The sequence below is a fragment of the Kosakonia sp. AG348 genome (assembly GCF_003337365.1).
In the GTDB taxonomy this organism is placed as follows: Bacteria; Pseudomonadota; Gammaproteobacteria; order Enterobacterales; family Enterobacteriaceae; genus Kosakonia.
Genome location: NZ_QPJR01000013.1, coordinates 1 through 17,567 on the forward strand (window position 1 = coordinate 1; position 17,567 = coordinate 17,567).

14 protein-coding genes and 1 riboswitch are annotated in these 17,567 nt (G+C 54.3%); of the genes, 5 read left to right on the plus strand and 9 right to left on the minus strand.

The genetic code is table 11. From position 1 onward, the window contains the following. Positions 1 to 136 precede the first annotated feature (136 nt). A complete protein-coding gene (murI, locus tag DFO56_RS22470; protein WP_044489540.1) occupies positions 137 to 988 on the minus strand; it encodes a glutamate racemase in 852 nt (283 codons plus the stop codon). Then, positions 933 to 2,783: a TonB-dependent vitamin B12 receptor BtuB gene (gene btuB, locus DFO56_RS22475; RefSeq protein WP_020455981.1), complete on the minus strand. Its 1,851-nt coding sequence runs from the start codon at positions 2,781 to 2,783 to the stop codon at positions 933 to 935. The genes murI and btuB overlap by 56 nt, the downstream gene beginning before the upstream one ends. A 64-nt stretch (positions 2,784 to 2,847) precedes the next feature. Next, a riboswitch (cobalamin riboswitch) is annotated at positions 2,848 to 3,020 on the minus strand. A gap of 117 nt (positions 3,021 to 3,137) precedes the next feature. Here btuB and trmA point away from each other — a divergent pair. Then, positions 3,138 to 4,253, plus strand: coding sequence for a tRNA (uridine(54)-C5)-methyltransferase TrmA (gene trmA / locus DFO56_RS22480; protein WP_045512278.1), 1,116 nt, complete (start codon positions 3,138 to 3,140; stop codon positions 4,251 to 4,253). Positions 4,254 to 4,509: 256 nt separating this feature from the next. Here the strand turns inward: trmA and DFO56_RS22485 are convergent, their stop codons facing one another. The 3 genes from DFO56_RS22485 to fabR form a co-directional block, all read right to left on the minus strand. After that, on the minus strand, positions 4,510 to 4,959 hold the full coding sequence (locus DFO56_RS22485) for a hypothetical protein (protein ID WP_045512281.1): 450 nt from the start codon (positions 4,957 to 4,959) through the stop codon (positions 4,510 to 4,512). Positions 4,960 to 5,201: 242 nt separating this feature from the next. Continuing rightward, positions 5,202 to 5,561: a YijD family membrane protein gene (locus DFO56_RS22490; RefSeq protein ID WP_020455977.1), complete on the minus strand. Its 360-nt coding sequence runs from the start codon at positions 5,559 to 5,561 to the stop codon at positions 5,202 to 5,204. Between the two features lie 3 nt (positions 5,562 to 5,564). Further along, positions 5,565 to 6,209, minus strand: coding sequence for an HTH-type transcriptional repressor FabR (fabR, locus tag DFO56_RS22495; protein WP_017459617.1), 645 nt, complete (start codon positions 6,207 to 6,209; stop codon positions 5,565 to 5,567). A gap of 196 nt (positions 6,210 to 6,405) precedes the next feature. Between fabR and sthA the strand changes: the two genes are divergently transcribed. Beyond that, a complete protein-coding gene (gene sthA / locus DFO56_RS22500) occupies positions 6,406 to 7,806 on the plus strand; it encodes a Si-specific NAD(P)(+) transhydrogenase (RefSeq protein WP_044489539.1) in 1,401 nt (466 codons plus the stop codon). On the opposite strand, the gene oxyR is transcribed toward sthA, so the two are convergent. The 4 genes from oxyR to argC all read right to left on the minus strand — a co-directional run bounded on the left by oxyR (position 7,789) and on the right by argC (position 12,217). Beyond that, entirely contained in the window at positions 7,789 to 8,706 is a 918-nt protein-coding gene (gene oxyR / locus DFO56_RS22505) for a DNA-binding transcriptional regulator OxyR (RefSeq protein ID WP_017459619.1), read from the minus strand. The genes sthA and oxyR overlap by 18 nt on opposite strands. 261 nt (positions 8,707 to 8,967) lie before the next feature. After that, positions 8,968 to 10,341: an argininosuccinate lyase gene (gene argH / locus DFO56_RS22510; protein WP_045512284.1), complete on the minus strand. Its 1,374-nt coding sequence runs from the start codon at positions 10,339 to 10,341 to the stop codon at positions 8,968 to 8,970. Between the two features lie 74 nt (positions 10,342 to 10,415). Further along, complete coding sequence (gene argB / locus DFO56_RS22515) at positions 10,416 to 11,192, minus strand: acetylglutamate kinase (protein WP_020455972.1); 777 nt, start codon at positions 11,190 to 11,192, stop codon at positions 10,416 to 10,418. A gap of 20 nt (positions 11,193 to 11,212) precedes the next feature. Beyond that, positions 11,213 to 12,217 carry an N-acetyl-gamma-glutamyl-phosphate reductase gene (argC, locus tag DFO56_RS22520; RefSeq protein ID WP_045512287.1) on the minus strand — a complete coding sequence of 335 codons (1,005 nt, stop codon included), beginning with the start codon at positions 12,215 to 12,217 and terminating at the stop codon, positions 11,213 to 11,215. Between the two features lie 169 nt (positions 12,218 to 12,386). Here argC and argE point away from each other — a divergent pair, with 169 nt between their 5' ends. From argE to DFO56_RS22535, 3 genes are all read left to right on the plus strand, one after another. After that, positions 12,387 to 13,538 (plus strand): acetylornithine deacetylase, encoded by a 1,152-nt coding sequence (gene argE, locus DFO56_RS22525; RefSeq protein WP_020455970.1) that lies wholly within the window; start codon positions 12,387 to 12,389, stop codon positions 13,536 to 13,538. 261 nt (positions 13,539 to 13,799) lie between these two features. Beyond that, positions 13,800 to 16,451, plus strand: a complete 2,652-nt coding sequence (gene ppc / locus DFO56_RS22530) for a phosphoenolpyruvate carboxylase (RefSeq protein WP_020455969.1) — start codon at positions 13,800 to 13,802, stop codon at positions 16,449 to 16,451. Between the two features lie 92 nt (positions 16,452 to 16,543). Next, positions 16,544 to 17,404 (plus strand): AraC family transcriptional regulator, encoded by an 861-nt coding sequence (locus DFO56_RS22535; protein WP_045512290.1) that lies wholly within the window; start codon positions 16,544 to 16,546, stop codon positions 17,402 to 17,404. Positions 17,405 to 17,567: the final 163 nt, after the last annotated feature.

Below are 17,567 nucleotides of genomic sequence, written 5' to 3' on the forward strand. Positions count from 1 at the left end.
GATTGCTTCACCTGACAGGCCGGTGTGTTTGCCGTTGTGCCGTGTCAGTGGAGGCGCATTATAGGGAGTTAATTCCCGCTGACAACCCCTAATTTCAAAAAACTTTTCAACCGTCTCTTTTTTGCACAAAACCGCGCTAAAGCGCCAGTTTTTCGAGCTTTTTGAACCCATAGCGCTGCAAAACGGGCAATAATTGCGCAGTCTCTGGCGTTAATGCCATGCAATAGGCAATATTCTCATCGGAAGATTTCGCATCCGGCGCTTCGTGTTCAAGCAGCCAGGCAGTACGACGCGCAATTGCCGCGCCTGAATCAATCAAACGCGTTCCTTCCGGCAACACTTGCAGCAACTCGTCTTGCAGTAAAGGAAAGTGCGTACATCCCAGCACCACCGTATCCGGCGGCTCTTTCATGCGCAGCCAGGGGCGAAGGATATGGCGCAGTTCATCCAGCGAGACCGCTTCACCATGCAGTTTCGCTTCCGCCAATACGACCAGCTCCGCCGAACCCAGCATCTCAATCCGACACTCATTCGCGAAACGCGAAATCAGTTCGTGTGTATAAGGACGCTTCACCGTACCCCGCGTGGCCAGCAGCCCTACAACGCCGTTCGCCGTTAGACGCGCGGCGGGTTTGATGGCAGGCACTACGCCGACGACAGGGAAGGAAAACGTCTCCCGCAGCGCGGGCAAAGATACGGTGCTCGCCGTATTACAGGCAATAACGGCCAGTGCGAGGGGGTATTGGGCCTGAACGGCGGCGACGATTTCGACAACGCGTTCAACGATAAACGCTTCGCTTTTCTCACCATAGGGGAAAGCGACATTGTCAAACGCGTAGATGTAATGCAGATCCGGCAGGAGATGCCGGATCTCATCATAAACGGATAACCCACCGACGCCGGAGTCAAACACCAGCACGGTGGGACGTGCGTCAGAAGGTGTAGCTGCCAGACAAGGTGTATTCCCGTCCTGCAGTTTGGTAGCCATATGCTGTCTCGTACTCTTTATCGAACAGGTTGGCGATTTTACCACGAACTGTTAAATGAGAGGTCACAGGATATGAGGCAGAAAAATCAACCGTACTATAACTTGGCAAAATACGTTGCTCAGGATTATAGGTTGACGTGCGGTTGTCATAGCGCTTACCGAAGTACTCCCAGGCCAGATCCATATCGACATTCAATACGGACCAGTCAAGCTGGTACTTCGCCTGACGCTTCGCACGACGCGGCAGCACTTCATTGGTTTCATCATCACGCGGATCAATGTATTGCAGCGTCACGCGATGCGAGAAAATGCCGGTATCTACGCTGCCCGTCCACTCAACGCCTTTAATAGTGGCAGAGTTGATGTTGTAGTAAGCCGTATTGCTATAGGTGATCAGGTTTTCAATCTCATAGCGATAGGCAGACAAACGCCAGTCCAGCGGGCCGGTTAAGCCTTCAACACCCGCTTCCCACTGTCTGGACTCTTCCGGTTTCAGGTTCGGGTTGGAAGCAATGCCAAAACGCTTCGCACCAAACTGCTGGCCTAAAGAAGGCGCCAGGAAGCCGGTGCCATAAGAGACGGTCAGACGGTAGTTTTCAACGAACTCCCAGCCAGCAGCGGTCTGCCAGGTACCATGCCAGCCGAACTCGTCATCTTTATCTTCACGGCCCGAGGCTTCCAGCGTGACATCGCCGAACTGCTGCATCCCGTTCAGGTACAAGCCTGTATTCTCACGCTCATAAGCATCGCGCGTCGTTTTATTCGATGAAACCAGGCGCTCTTGTTTCCAGTCTACGCCCGCGCCAACAGAACCTTTGCCGACATCAACATTGTTGCCCCACTGAATATATCGCTGCTCCATATCATCCAGCGTGGTGCCGTCGTTATAACGGCCATAAATGCTGCTGTAGTTGTAGTCTTTGCTTTTCTGGTAGCTGGCCAGCAACTGGGACGAATAGATCCCCTCGGCGAAATTCAGTCCGGTATCCCAACCCTGCACAAACAATTGACGCTCATCGGCGCTATAGTCTGGCGCGAACGGTGGGCTGCCAAGATCGTAATCCACGTTATTGCTAAAGTTGTAGCCGCGAAAGAAACCGTCGACGTTATCGTTGAACTTGTGCTGCAGGCTGCCCCAGAACGTTTTGTTGCGATAACCATCGCGATCACTGTCATGATCCCAGGTTGAACCGGGCTGCACATTAAAACCGCGTGTGCTGGTATAAGAACCCGCCGCCGTCGCCACGGTGTCGCCAAAGCGCTGGCGCAGCGTACCGTCGTAGGTCTGATAGCCTTTCGAGCCTACGCCGGCATTGATTTGTGATTTCTCATTGCCGGTCATGGTAATGACGTTAACCACGCCGCCAATCGCCCCGGAGCCATACACGGCAGAGCGCGGCCCGCGAATATATTCAACACGTTGCACTAAAGAGAGCGGGATTTGATTCAGCTCGGGATCGTTGGAAATCCCTGAGCGCGCAACCGGTACGCCATCAATCAGCAGCAGCAGGTGTTTCGCTTCTGTACCCCGCACATAAACCGAAGCGGTCTGGCCTAATCCGCCGTTTTGCGCGATATCAACTCCAGGCAGGCGACGCAGCACATCAACCAGTGAGCGCGACTGCCAGCGATCGATGTCCTCACGCGTCACCACTTCAGTTGGTGCAAGCACCGTCTTAGCCGGTTGTTGAAAACGATTTGCTGTCACCACCAAAGTGTCTGAGCTGCTATCTTGCGCCCAGCCGGAAAAAGCTGTGACGGAGAGCGCCGTCAGCAGCGAAGCTTTTTTAATCATTGTGAAAGCATCCACAAAAGAGTAAGGATGCCGCAGGTTCCATCAATAGCACGCGATGATGTCACCAGATGCGACGTATACCGGCAGGTCTTCGGGCTTGGAGGTACATCAAGAAAGCGACTTCCCACCCCACAGGCAGTGTCTGCTCTCTCACCTTGATCCTTACCGCTGCGCGTCAGCCCCAGATTCTCACTGGGTTCCCTTTTAACTCACAGGACCGGAACAAGGATGCTACATTCTGTAACATATGGATGTCCAGACTGCTAACTGACTATTTAGCTCACATCCGGGGCTGGACATCGCCTGAGCAATGCCTACAATCCCCGCGTTATTCTTAATCACTCAGGAAGCATGATGACCCCCGAACACCTGCCGACAGAACAGTACGAAGCCCAGCTGGCCGAAAAAATGGTGCGTCTGCAATCAATGATGACGCCTTTTTCCGCGCCGCTTCCGGAGGTGTTCCGCTCACCGGTCAGCCATTACCGTATGCGCGCCGAATTCCGCATCTGGCATGACGGCGACGATCTCTACCACATCATTTTCGATCAGCAGACGAAATCGCGGATCCGCGTGGACAGCTTCCCGGCGGCAAGCGAGCTGATTAACCAATTAATGACGGTGATGATCGAGGCGGTACGCGGCAATAAAACACTGCGTCATAAGCTGTTCCAGATTGATTACCTGAGCACCATGAGCAACCAGGCGATTGTCACTCTGCTCTATCACAAAAAGCTGGATGATGAATGGCAGGCAGAAGCCGCGCACCTGCGTGACGCACTGCGCGCCCGGAATCTGAATCTGCAGTTAATTGGCCGTGCGACCAAAACTAAAATCGAGCTGGATCAGGATTTTGTCGATGAGCGTCTGCCGGTCGGTGGCAGAGAGATGATCTACCGCCAGGTGGAGAACAGCTTTACGCAGCCTAACGCCGCGATGAATATCCAAATGCTGGAATGGGCGCTTGACGTCACGCGCGATTCAACGGGCGATCTGCTGGAGCTGTATTGCGGCAATGGCAACTTCTCGCTGGCGCTGGCACGCAATTTCGATCGCGTGCTGGCAACCGAAATCGCCAAACCGTCCGTGGCGGCAGCGCAATACAATATCGCGGCTAACCACATCGATAACGTGCAGATTATCCGCATGTCCGCCGAAGAATTTACGCAGGCGATGAATGGCGTGCGCGCTTTTAATCGCTTGCAGGGTATCGATCTTGCGAGCTACCAGTGCGAAACGATTTTCGTCGATCCGCCGCGCAGCGGGCTGGATGCGGAAACCGAGAAAATGGTGCAGGCCTATCCGCGTATTCTGTATATCTCCTGCAACCCGGAAACGCTGTGTAAAAACCTCGAAGCATTGAGCCAGACACACGATATTTCACGTCTGGCGCTGTTCGATCAATTCCCGTATACGCACCATATGGAGTGCGGCGTACTGCTTACGCGTAAAATAAATAGCGCTATATAAAACCCGGCAATTCCGTTTAACGGCTGGCCTGTCAATCAGGCCAGCCGAATAATAGCGGTGAGACGCAAATGACTGCTGCATGCAACTATTTATTTATCAGAATAATGATCATTGCGAAACGTGATCTCGCTAACGTTATTTTATAATAGTTTGTGAATGTTCTGATGCGGTATTTATATCACCAGAGATGTTCACTTCTGATATTACACAATCAGCCCCGCGAGAAACAGGGCTGAGAAATAATGCGTTTTACGGGTTATTTATCGGCAATAAAGTGGTCATCATCACCCACCGGAATATAAACGCGAACCCACTCTTTACCGTCGACAATATCCCAGCTGTGACCTTCGCCCGCCGTGTCTGCCGCAAGCAGAACCGTGCCGGGTTCGATGATGAAGGTTGAGCCATCGCTTACCCTGAACTTAAGTTTGCCTTTCATCGTCACCACGTATTGCTTCTTCGGTGCCGGATGTACCCCTTTCTGCCACTCTTCGAATGTATTGCTGAAGTAGAGATTTTGCGACGAGAGCTTCGCCAGCGAGGGAACAGAACCTTTAATAAACGCCGAGTGGTTATCCGGCGTATTAATGAGCTTTATCGCCGGAATACGGTGCTCGCTCTCATTCGTTTTTATTGTATCCGCGAATGCGGCGACCGAAATAACTAAACCGGCCGTGGCTAACAGAAGTTGTGTTATTTTTTTCATGAGGATGTCCAGAGTTAATTTTAACCTGTCACCTGGATCAAGCGATCGTAAGGCAACCGAATAAAATGCCGGATCAGTACATCAGATGAAATGCGTTTTACCGTAGATTTTTTTAATTAATAAATTATTGATGGATTCTGGCTGGGAGTTATTTCGCAAGCGCAGAACAAAGGAATGAATAATTCCCAACGCTTGATTCATTGGAGATGAAAATCCCCTCTCGCAGGGAGAGGGGATAATGCTTATTCAGAGGCTTCGTGTTTGCGATCGCGCAGACGAAAACCAATCCAGAAAACCAGCACCACCGACAAAACGGCAGGCAGGAAGTTAGAACCGATATCAGGATACTCGGCGCGCACCACCGTACTGTAAATCAGCACACCGAGGATAAAACACGCGGCGGCAAGGCCAGGCAGACCCACCGGCATCGTGCGATTTTGATAGCGCTGATGCAGACAATACACCGTCAGCACCAGTGAGATAATCGGGAATATTGAAAACGGTACAATCGAGCTGAACACGGCGGAGAACGTACCGTTAATCGATAAGCCAGCGATGAGCGCCAGCAGCAACGTACCTTTATCTTGACCAGACTGTTTCATTACTCATCCTTCACTCGTCGGTTGATGCGCCAGTTTTTCCTGTTCACGGCGATACCAGTAATACGCGCCTTTTGAAATCATGCGCAATTGTAGTACCAGTCGCTCTTCTAATTGCCTGCGTTGTTCCGCCCCCACATCCAGCGCTTCAGCGCCGGCGTTGAAGACAATCGTCACCATCGCTTCGGCTTGCGCTTCAGTGAACGCTCGCGGCATATGGTTTTCGAGTTCAAGGTAGTCGGCAAGTTCCGCAATAAAATGTTGGATCTCACGCGCCACCGCCGCACGAAAGGCTGCGGACGTTCCGGAGCGTTCCCGCAACAGGAGCTGAAAAGCGTTGGGATTATTGCCGATAAATTCCATAAATGTGGAAACTGATGTGCGGATAACGCTACCGCCTTTCGCAATACGCTGACGCGCCTGGCGCATCAACTGGCGCAGCATTAACCCGCTTTCATCCACCATGGTCAGACCGAGTTCATCCACATCCCGGAAATGACGATAAAAAGACGTTGGCGCAATACCTGCCTCACGGGCGACTTCCCGCAGGCTCAGGCTGGCGAAGCTGCGCTCCGCGCTGAGTTGGCTAAATGCGGCTTCGATCAGCGAACGCCGCGTTCTCTCTTTTTGTTGCGCTCTTACACCCATCACGATGTTTGAATCCTTCCAGGGGCCCGCTGGCACTATACCAGAGAATAAATCCGATCCGATTGTACTGGATTGTGACTGATTGTTTACGCGCAGTTTCTTCTTTTTCGTGGCAAAAGAGCACAACGATAATTGGGTTACCGCCGCTTTGATGTTAGTATTATGTTGCTTTTATGTATAAGAACAGGTAAGCCTTACCATGCCACATTCCTACGATTATGATGCAATAGTAATAGGCTCCGGCCCCGGCGGCGAAGGCGCAGCCATGGGCCTGGTTAAACAAGGAGCACGGGTCGCGGTTATTGAGCGTTACCACAATGTCGGCGGCGGCTGTACGCATTGGGGCACTATCCCCTCAAAAGCGTTGCGCCACGCCGTTAGCCGTATTATCGAATTCAACCAAAACCCGCTCTACAGTGACCACACCCGCCTTCTCCGCTCCTCTTTCGCCGATATCCTGAACCATGCTGAAAGCGTGATTAATCAGCAAACGCGCATGCGTCAGGGCTTTTATGAGCGTAACCGCTGCGAAATTTTAGAAGGCAACGCCCATTTTATTGATGACCACACACTGGCGCTGGAGTGCCACGACGGCACTGTCGAAACCATCACCGCCGAAAAATTTGTTATCGCCTGCGGCTCACGCCCCTACCGTCCGGCCGATGTCGATTTTGCCCATCCCCGTGTTTACGACAGCGACTCGATCCTCGATATGCACCACGAGCCCCGCCATGTGATCATCTACGGCGCGGGGGTGATCGGTTGCGAATATGCGTCGATCTTCCGCGGTATGAACGTCAAAGTGGATCTGATTAACACCCGCGATCGCCTGCTGGCGTTCCTTGATCAGGAGATGTCGGACTCACTCTCTTATCACTTCTGGAATAGCGGCGTCGTTATCCGCCATAACGAAGAGTACGAGCGCATCGAGCCGCTGGATGACGGGGTGATTATGCACCTGAAATCCGGCAAAAAACTGAAAGCCGACTGCCTGCTCTACGCCAACGGCCGTACCGGGAACACCGACAGCCTGCAACTGGCGAATATTGGCCTTGAAGCGGACGGACGCGGTCAGTTGAAGGTTAACAGCATGTACCAGACCGCGCTGCCGCACGTTTATGCGGTAGGCGATGTGATTGGCTACCCCAGCCTGGCATCAGCGGCTTACGATCAGGGGCGCATTGCCGCGCAGGCGATGGTCAAAGGCGAAGCCACGGCGCATCTGATTGAAGATATTCCGACCGGGATTTATACCATTCCGGAGATCAGTTCCGTGGGCAAAACCGAGCAGCAGCTCACGGCCATGAAAGTGCCGTATGAAGTGGGTCGCGCGCAGTTTAAACACCTGGCGCGGGCGCAGATTGTCGGCATGAATGTCGGTACGCTGAAGATCCTGTTCCACCGCGAAACGAAAGAGATTTTGGGAATTCACTGCTTTGGCGAGCGCGCGGCCGAAATTATTCATATCGGCCAGGCGATTATGGAGCAGAAAGGTGGCGGTAACACCATTGAGTACTTCGTTAACACCACCTTTAACTACCCGACAATGGCGGAAGCCTACCGGGTAGCAGCATTAAACGGCTTAAACCGCCTGTTTTAACGCTGTGTCGAAATGGCCATCCATCGCACCACGGATGGCCTCTGCCAGCTGCTCATAGCGGCTGCGCAGCGGCGAACCCGGGCGATACACCAGCCCAACCGTGCGTTTCGGTTCAGGTTTGATGCACGGCAGATACACCACGCCATCGCGTTTACGCTCGCGCGGAACGGAAAGCGCAGGCAGCAACGTGATGCCACTCCCGGCGGCGACCATATTGCGCAGCGTTTCCAGGCTGGTCGCACGGAAATGGGTATCTTCGTCCGCACCCGCTTCAAAGCAGAAGCCCATCGCCTGGTCACGCAGGCAGTGCCCGTCTTCCAGCATCAGCAGCTTTTCGCCCGCCAGGTCAGCCATCGGCACACATTCGCGATTCGCCCACGGATGATCTTCATAAATCGCCAGCATCATTGGCTCATCGTACAGCGGCACCTCAATAAAGGCTTCGCTCTCTTTCACCAGCGCGAGGATCGCGCAGTCGAGCTTGCCGCTGTCCAGCTGCGCCAGAAGTTGATGCGTCTGCGCTTCATGCAGATACATTTCCAGTTTCGGGAAAGTCTGGTGCAACAGCGGAATGATGTGCGGCAACAGGTAAGGTCCAACGGTTGGGATCAGGCCAATATGCAGCGGGCCGGACATCGTTTCCCCCTGCTGGCTTGCCATTTCCTTCAGCACTTTGACCTCGCGCAGCACAGTGCGCGCCTGATCTACCAGCAACAAACCCGCCTGGGTGAACAGCACTTTGCGGCTGGTACGCTCCAGCAGCATTACGCCAAGTTCATCTTCCAGTTTACGGATCTGCCCGCTCAGCGTGGGCTGGCTGACGTGGCAAGAATCGGCTGCACGGCGAAAATGGCGGTGTTCGGCTAACGCCACCAGGTACTCAAGATCACGAATATTCATTATTCATCCTCCGTCGCCACGATAGTTCATGGCGATAGATAGCATAGCAACGAACGATTATCCCTATCAAGCATTCTGTTCAATAATTAGCACCAGAAACGAAGCGGCACCTCAGCTTGACCCGTGATGAGGTAACTACCCTCTGTTTCTCTCTGAACAACTAAAGCCAACGTGAACGTTTTGCGGACCTTAGCGTCCGCATTTTTTTGCATAAAAAAGCCCGGCGTAACGCCAGGCTCCTGTTTGCAAACTGTAGCGTGCTTACACCAACCGCGCCTTCGCATCCGCAATGGCCTGCGCGACCTGCACCGGTGACACGCCGCCTTTCGCCGCACGTTTATCAAGGCAGGATTGCAGTGACAGAATGGGATAAACATCATCGCCAATCACATCGCTGAATTTTTGCAGATCGGCAAGTGGCAGATCTTCCAGCGGTTTGCCCTGGCGAATCGCTTCCACCACCGCTTCACCAACGATGTGGTGCGCTTCGCGAAACGGTACGCCTTTCGCGACAAGGTAATCCGCCAGTTCGGTGGCATTAGCGTAACCCTGCTGCGCCGCTTCCTGACAACGCGGGCGTTTCACCTGAATGCCGTCCAGCACCAGCGCCGCCATGTGCAGGCAGTCAAGCCAGGTGTCGAGCGCATCGAACAGCCCTTCTTTGTCTTCCTGCATATCTTTGTTGTACGCCAGCGGCAGGCCTTTAAGCGTCATCATCATGCCGGTTAGCGCGCCCTGCACACGGCCGCATTTACCACGGATCAGCTCCAGCGCATCCGGGTTTTTCTTTTGCGGCATCAGTGAAGAACCAGAGGTTACGCGGTCAGAAAGCTCAACAAACGCCGCTTCACCGGAGTTAAAGAAAATCAGATCTTCGGCAAAGCGCGACAGATGCACCATGCCGATTGAAGCGTCAGAGAGCAGTTCCAGCACGTGGTCGCGGTCGGATACGCTATCCAGGCTGTTGCGGGTTGCCGAGGCAAAACCCAGCCAGCCCGCTAACTGCTCACGGTCGATTTCATAAGCCGTTCCCGCCAGCGCGCCGCTGCCCAGCGGGCTGACATCCAGGCGTTTTAGCGTATCCTGCAAGCGGCTTTCATCACGCGCCAGCATCTCAACATAGGCCAGCGACCAGTGCGCGAACGTCACCGGCTGCGCGCGTTGCAGGTGAGTATAACCAGGCATGACTGCGTCCTGGTTATTTTCCGCCGTCACCACCAGCGCGCTCTGCAACTGGCGATTCGCCAGCAGCAATTCACTGATGGTGTCTTTACACCACAGTTTCAGATCGGTCGCTACCTGGTCATTACGGCTGCGCCCGGTGTGCAGTTTTTTGCCCAGTTGACCCACTTTGTCGATCAACTTGCCTTCCACCCAACTGTGAATATCTTCCGCGTCGCTTTGCAGGATCTGCTGCGGATTAGCGCGCACCTCTTCCAGCAGATTATTCAACGCTTCTTCCAGTTGCTGCTGCTCAGCCGCAGTCAGCACGCCAACGGTTACCAGCGCTTTAGACCAGGCCACAGAGCCAACGATATCCTGCTCCGCCAGGCGATAGTCAAAGCGCAAAGAGTCGTTGAACTGTTTGAACCGTTGATCCGCTGCCTGAGTAAAACGCCCGCCCCAAAGTGCCATAGTTTGCTTCCTTCTCTTTATCCGTTTTGCCGGACGGCGCAGCGCCTGCCCGGCCTACATAAATTGTTGTGTCGTTACGCCAGAATACGGGTGCCGATCGGCGTGCCGTTAAACAGCGCGGGTAGCTGCTCGGCATGACGCCAGGAGGCGATATCCACCGGGCGACCCAGCGTGCGCGCCGCGTCCAGCGCCGCGTTTACTTTTACGATCATGCCATCGGTAATGATGCCCTGGGCAATCAGTTGCTCCGCTTTCGCCGCCGTCATCTCGGCAATACGCTGGCCTTTGCCATCCAGAATACCGCTTACATCGGAGAGCAGAATCAGATCTGCGCCCAATGTTGCAGCCAGTGCGGTTGCTGCCTGGTCGGCGTTGACGTTCATCAGCTCACCTTCATCGGTGACGCCGATGGAGCTGATCACCGGCAAAAAGCCGCCATCAAGCAGCGCATTGATCAGTTTCGGTGAACCCGGTTGTGCCAGGCCGACATGCCCCAGTTCTTCATCCAGTTGCGTCACTTTCACGCTGTCGCCATCACCGAGGAACAGGCCGACAGAGGCGATATGGTGTTTCTTCGCCCACGCCAGCAGGGTTTTGTTGGCCGTACCGGCCAGCGCACCGGTGATGATGTCAATCTGATCCGCCGGGGTTACGCGCAGGCCATTTTTCTTTTTAACCGGCAGGTTAAGCTGTTTCATCAGCTCATCCACCACGCAGCCGCCGCCGTGGACAATCACTAACGGGCGCTGATGAGATTCACGATAGTGCACCAGTGCCGTAAACAAACGCTCCAGCGCTTCCTCGCTATCCAGCAGTACGCCACCGAGCTTAATAATTAATGGATTCATCATCACGATCACGCCTGTTCAATTTAAATAAGTGACTGAGTTTCAGCATAGCCAAAACGAATATTCGCGCACTGTACTGCCTGCGCCGCCGCGCCTTTCAGCAGGTTATCTTCCGTGGCGACGACAATCAGGTGCTCATCCTGTACCGCAAAACCGATATCGCAGAACGGCAGGCCAACCACGTTTTTCAACGCCGGAACGCCTTTGTCATACAGACGCACCAGCGGTTTATCGCCATACGCTTGTTTGAACACATCCGCCACCTGTGCGTGGGTAACGCCCGGTTGCAAACGGCAGGTGATAGTTTCAAGGATCCCACGCGGGAAGCTCGCCAGGTGCGGAGTGAAGATCACACTCGCGCCAAGGTGAGTGGCGATTTCCGGATGGTGGCGATGGTTGAAAACACCGTATGGTTGCAGGCTCACTTCGCAGAAACTGTTGGAAAGCGCCGCTTTGCGCCCCGCGCCGCTTACGCCGCTGGTGGCGTTGATCACCGGCCATTGGTTCAGATCCAGCAGCCCGGCGTCGATCAACGGTTTTAATGACAACTGCGCCGCCGTCGGATAGCACCCCGGCACGGCAATTAATTGCGCTTCTTTCAGTTTGTCATGGTTCCACTCCGCCAGCCCATACACCGCCTGTGCCAGCAGATCGGTATGCTGATGGGTGAAGCCGTAGAATTTTTCGTAAAACGCGGGATCGTTAACGCGGAACGCACCAGAGAGATCGAACACCACACATCCCGCCGCCAGGCAGGTTGGCGCCAGATCGTGGCTCACTTCATGGGCGGTGGCGAGGAAGACAACATCCACGCCCTCCAGGAAATCGCCAATATCGGACATCGGTTGTAACGGGAGATCAACAATGCCTTTCAACTGCGGATGTAAATCAGAGATACATTTTCCTGCATCATTACTTTGCGCAGAAACCGTCAAAGCGGTTATGTTCATATGAGGATGGCGATTTACATAGGTCACTAGCTCTGCACCAGCATAACCGCTGGCACCCACAATTAATGTGTTCAACATTGGGGCGGTTTACCTTCTTACGTCATGTGTGCCAGGGAAAGACTCGGCATCAATCCCGCGTCGCTGAGCAAAGTCGCCGCATGGGTTCCTTTACGCTCAACATTAATGTATTTTTATTCACATTTAGTGCATGAATATTGATACTATCACGAACTCAGGTATGTCAACAATGAAAATGAATTTGCCACCATTTATCGAGATCTACCGCGCCCTGATAGCCACGCCGTCGATCAGCGCGACGGAAGAAGCGCTGGATCAGAGCAATGCGTCTTTAATCAATTTGCTGGCTGGATGGTTTGGCGATCTCGGTTTCAAGGTTGAAGTGCAGCCGGTTCCCGGCACCCGTAACAAATTCAATATGCTTGCCAGTGCCGGAACCGGCGCGGGCGGCCTGTTGCTGACCGGTCACACCGACACAGTGCCGTTCGATGATGGGCGCTGGACGCGCGACCCGTTTACGCTCACCGAGCATGACAACAAGCTCTACGGTCTGGGCACCGCCGACATGAAAGGCTTTTTCGCCTTTATTCTTGATGCGCTGCGTGACGTCGATGTGACAAAACTGAGCAAGCCGCTGTATGTGCTCGCCACCGCCGATGAAGAGACCAGCATGGCCGGTGCGCGCTATTTCTCCGAGAACACGCAACTGCGCCCGGACTGCGCCATCATTGGCGAACCGACCTCTTTGCAGCCGGTGCGTGCGCATAAAGGCCATATCTCCAATGCGATTCGCATTCTTGGTCAATCCGGCCACTCCAGCGATCCGGCGCGCGGCGTCAACGCCATCGAACTGATGCACGATGCCATCGGCCATATTCTGCAACTGCGCGACAGCCTGAAAGAACGTTATCACTACGACGCGTTCACCGTGCCGTATCCAACATTGAACCTTGGGCATATTCACGGTGGTGATGCGGCAAACCGTATCTGCGCCTGTTGCGAACTGCATATGGATATTCGTCCGCTACCGGGCATGACACTTAACGATCTCAATGGGCTGTTAAACGATGCGCTGGAGCCGGTAAGTTCCCGCTGGCCGGGTCGTTTGACCGTTTCTGAACTGCACCCGCCGATTCCGGGATACGAATGCCCGCCGGATCACCAACTGGTAGAAGTGGTAGAAAAACTGCTCGGCGTCGAAACCGAGGTAGTGAACTACTGCACCGAAGCGCCCTTTATTCAGACGCTTTGCCCGACGCTGGTGCTGGGACCGGGGTCTATTAACCAGGCGCATCAGCCGGATGAATATCTGGAAACCCGCTTTATTAAACCAACACGCGAACTCATCACCCAGGTCGTTCATCATTTCTGCTGGCACTGAAGTGATTTTCGCTTTTTTACCCCCTCGTATGAGGGGGTTTTATGTGCGAAAAAGCGTGACAATTGTCACGATCCCATAAGCAATACTTATTGGACACGATGCGAATTAAATTTCGTAAATTGCCGACATTTATTCGTTTGCTGAAGCGATTTCGCAACAATTGACGCGGTGGGTTTTACGTGGCTTTATAAAAGACGGTGTCTTATATCTGCGCAACGGCAGGTATAACAAAATAAAATGAGATGGGGTGTCTGGGGTAACATGAACGAACAATATTCCGCTTTGCGTAGTAATGTCAGTATGCTCGGCAAACTGCTGGGAGATACCATTAAGGATGCTCTCGGCGAGAACATTCTCGACCGGGTAGAAACAATCCGTAAGCTGTCCAAATCCTCCCGCGCCGGGAATGAAGCCAGCCGTCAGGAACTGCTCACCACTTTGCAGAATCTGTCCAATGACGAACTGCTGCCGGTAGCCCGCGCGTTTAGCCAGTTCCTGAACCTTGCTAACACCGCTGAGCAATACCATAGCATTTCAGCGAAAGGCGAAGCGGCCAGCAACCCGGAAGTGATTGCCCAGACCATCAGAAAGCTGAAAGACCAACCCAATCTCAACGAAGCCACAATTATTAAAGCGATTGAATCACTGTCGCTGGAGCTGGTGCTGACTGCGCACCCGACCGAAATTACTCGCCGTACGCTGATCCACAAAATGGTGGAAGTGAATAACTGCTTAAAGCAGCTAGATAACAGCGATATCGCCGATTATGAACGCCACCAGCTGATGCGCCGCCTGCGCCAGTTGATTGCCCAGTCCTGGCACACCGATGAAATCCGCAGAAACCGTCCAAGCCCGGTAGATGAAGCCAAATGGGGCTTTGCGGTGGTGGAAAACAGCCTGTGGGAAGGCGTGCCAAATTACCTGCGCGAGCTGAACGAACAGCTGGAAGAGAACCTCAATTACAAACTGCCGGTGGACTTTGTGCCGGTGCGTTTTACCTCGTGGATGGGCGGCGACCGTGACGGCAACCCGAACGTTACCGCTGATATCACCCGTCATGTCCTACTGCTCAGCCGCTGGAAAGCAACCGATCTGTTCCTGAAGGACATTCAGTTGCTGATTTCCGAACTGTCGATGGTGGAGTGTACCGACGAGTTGCGCGAACTGGCGGGCGCAGAAGGCGCGCGTGAACCGTATCGCTACCTGATGAAGAAGCTGCGCGGCGATCTGATGGCCACCCAGGCCTGGCTGGAAGCGCGCCTGAAAGGCCAGAAATTACCGAAACCGGCCGGACTGCTGGTGCAAAACGAGCAACTGTGGGAACCGCTCTACGCCTGTTATAAATCGTTGCAGGCCTGCGGCATGGGCATTATCGCCAACGGGGAACTGCTCGATACATTACGCCGCGTGAAGAGTTTTGGCGTGCCGCTGGTACGCATCGACATTCGCCAGGAGAGCACCCGTCATACGGAAGCGCTGGGCGAATTAACGCGTTACCTGGGTATTGGCGACTACGAAAGCTGGTCGGAAGCGGACAAACAGGCATTCCTGATCCGCGAACTGAACTCTAAACGTCCGCTGTTGCCGCGTCAGTGGGAGCCAAGCGAAGAGACCCGCGAAGTGCTGGACACCTGCCGGGTGATCGCCGAAGCGCCGCGCGGATCTATCGCCGCGTATGTGATCTCAATGGCGAAGACGCCTTCAGACGTGCTGGCAGTTCACCTGCTGCTTAAAGAAGCCGGTATCGGTTTTGCGCTGCCGGTCGCGCCGCTGTTTGAAACCCTTGATGACCTGAATAACGCCGACGACGTGATGACCCAGTTGCTGAATATCGACTGGTATCGCGGCTTTATCCAGGGCAAACAGATGGTGATGATTGGCTACTCCGACTCGGCGAAAGACGCAGGCGTGATGGCCGCTTCCTGGGCACAGTACCAGGCGCAGGACGCATTAATCAAAACCTGCGAAAAAGCAGGAATCGAACTGACACTGTTCCACGGTCGCGGCGGCTCTATTGGCCGTGGCGGCGCACCGGCTCACGCCGCACTGCTTTCGCAACCGCCAGGCAGCCTGAAAGGGGGTTTGCGCGTTACCGAACAGGGCGAAATGATCCGCTTCAAATACGGTCTGCCGGAAGTCACTATCAGCAGCTTGTCGCTCTATACCAGCGCGATTATGGAAGCCAACCTGCTGCCGCCGCCGGAGCCAAAAACCGAGTGGCGCCATATTATGGACGAGCTCTCAACCATCTCCTGCGATATGTACCGCGGTTATGTGCGCGAAAACAAAGATTTCGTACCGTACTTCCGTTCCGCCACGCCGGAGCAGGAACTGGGTAAACTGCCGCTGGGTTCTCGCCCGGCGAAACGTCGCCCGACCGGCGGTGTTGAATCGCTGCGCGCGATCCCATGGATCTTCGCCTGGACGCAAAACCGCCTGATGCTGCCAGCCTGGCTGGGCGCGGGCGCGGCGTTGCAGAAAGTGGTGGAAGACGGCAAACAGAGCGAGCTGGAAGCCATGTGCCGCGACTGGCCGTTCTTCTCCACTCGTCTGGGCATGCTGGAGATGGTGTTCTCGAAAGCCGACCTGTGGCTGGCGGAATACTACGATCAGCGTCTGGTGAAACCTGAACTGTGGGCGCTGGGTAGTGAGCTGCGCAAACTGCTGGAAGCGGATATCAAAGTGGTGCTGGCAATCGCCAACGACTCGCACTTAATGGCCGATCTGCCGTGGATCGCCGAATCCATCCAGTTGCGTAACATCTATACCGACCCGCTGAACGTGTTGCAGGCCGAGCTGCTGCACCGCTCGCGCCTTGCGGAAGAAGAAGGCAAAGAGCCGGATCACCGCGTTGAGCAAGCGCTGATGGTCACGATCGCCGGGGTGGCGGCGGGTATGCGTAATACCGGTTAATTTCGCTATCATCGCAAAAGGCCACACTGGTTGTGGCCTTTTTTGATCCCGCCAGTTAAGGTTGTCCCTTCGCCAGCAACCAAAGGGACATCATGAGTCTCGATGTCAGCCATCTTATCTCGCGCCTGATAAACGGCCCGGCCCCGCTACGGCAGATATACTTTGCGGGCGTGACCGGAACCGCGCCTGCGCAGGCCTGCCAGGTGGATTTCCCGCGCCTGGAAATTGTGCTGGAAGGAACGGTGACCGATACGGGGATCAACGGCGAAACCGCGCGGATGTCGCAGCACGACGTGCTGTATGTTCCCGCAGGTAGCTGGAATCACCCACAATGGCAGCTACCGGCCACCACATTAAGCGTGCTGTTTGGCAAGCAACAGCTCAGTTTTAACGTCACGCAGTGGGATGGCGCCATGCTGCAAAACCTGGCGAAACAACATGTTGCGCGTCGCGGCCCGCGCGTCGGCTCTTTCTTGCTGCAAACGCTGCATGAAATGCAGATGCAGCCGCACGAACAGCAAACCGCACGTCTGATTGTCACCAGCCTGCTCAGTCACTGTCATGACTTGCTTGGTAGCCAGATCCAAACCGCATCGCGCAGTCAGGCACTGTTCGAAGCTGTTCGCGACTATATCGACGAAAATTACGCTTTGCCGCTCACGCGTGAATCGGTGGCGCAGGCGTTTTATATCTCACCCAATTACCTGTCGCACCTGTTTCAGAAAACCGGTTCTGTTGGCTTCAACGAATATCTGACTCATACCCGGCTGGAGCACGCTAAAACGCTCCTCAAAGGGTACGATTTAAAAGTGAAAGAAGTGGCGCACAGCTGCGGGTTTGTTGACAGTAATTACTTCTGCCGCCTGTTTCGTAAAAACACGGAGCGCTCCCCCTCGGAATACCGCCAGCAGTATCACAGCCATCTCAGCGAAAAGTCCCCGCTGGACGAATAACGCCAGCACTGGATTTTTGTACGTTAAAAAAACCACTTTTGTTTCAAGATCACTCTACAATGCCTCTTTTCATCTGCTATCACGCAACTTGTGAGCCAGCTCGCACTTTGCTCTCTCGATCACATTTGTCCAGTGTTTGGCAGATTTGTTATATGGCGAGCAC

Excerpts from the sequence above, each read along its gene's own strand:
- murI (WP_044489540.1), bottom strand. The coding sequence starts at position 988 with ATGGCTACCAAACTGCAGGACGGGAATACACCTTGTCTGGCAGCTACA.
- btuB (WP_020455981.1), bottom strand. The coding sequence starts at position 2,783 with ATGATTAAAAAAGCTTCGCTGCTGACGGCGCTCTCCGTCACAGCTTTT.
- trmA (WP_045512278.1), top strand. The coding sequence starts at position 3,138 with ATGACCCCCGAACACCTGCCGACAGAACAGTACGAAGCCCAGCTGGCC.
- DFO56_RS22485 (WP_045512281.1), bottom strand. The coding sequence starts at position 4,959 with ATGAAAAAAATAACACAACTTCTGTTAGCCACGGCCGGTTTAGTTATT.
- DFO56_RS22490 (WP_020455977.1), bottom strand. The coding sequence starts at position 5,561 with ATGAAACAGTCTGGTCAAGATAAAGGTACGTTGCTGCTGGCGCTCATC.
- sthA (WP_044489539.1), top strand. The coding sequence starts at position 6,406 with ATGCCACATTCCTACGATTATGATGCAATAGTAATAGGCTCCGGCCCC.
- oxyR (WP_017459619.1), bottom strand. The coding sequence starts at position 8,706 with ATGAATATTCGTGATCTTGAGTACCTGGTGGCGTTAGCCGAACACCGC.
- argH (WP_045512284.1), bottom strand. The coding sequence starts at position 10,341 with ATGGCACTTTGGGGCGGGCGTTTTACTCAGGCAGCGGATCAACGGTTC.
- argB (WP_020455972.1), bottom strand. The coding sequence starts at position 11,192 with ATGATGAATCCATTAATTATTAAGCTCGGTGGCGTACTGCTGGATAGC.
- argC (WP_045512287.1), bottom strand. The coding sequence starts at position 12,217 with ATGTTGAACACATTAATTGTGGGTGCCAGCGGTTATGCTGGTGCAGAG.
- argE (WP_020455970.1), top strand. The coding sequence starts at position 12,387 with ATGAAAATGAATTTGCCACCATTTATCGAGATCTACCGCGCCCTGATA.
- ppc (WP_020455969.1), top strand. The coding sequence starts at position 13,800 with ATGAACGAACAATATTCCGCTTTGCGTAGTAATGTCAGTATGCTCGGC.
- DFO56_RS22535 (WP_045512290.1), top strand. The coding sequence starts at position 16,544 with ATGAGTCTCGATGTCAGCCATCTTATCTCGCGCCTGATAAACGGCCCG.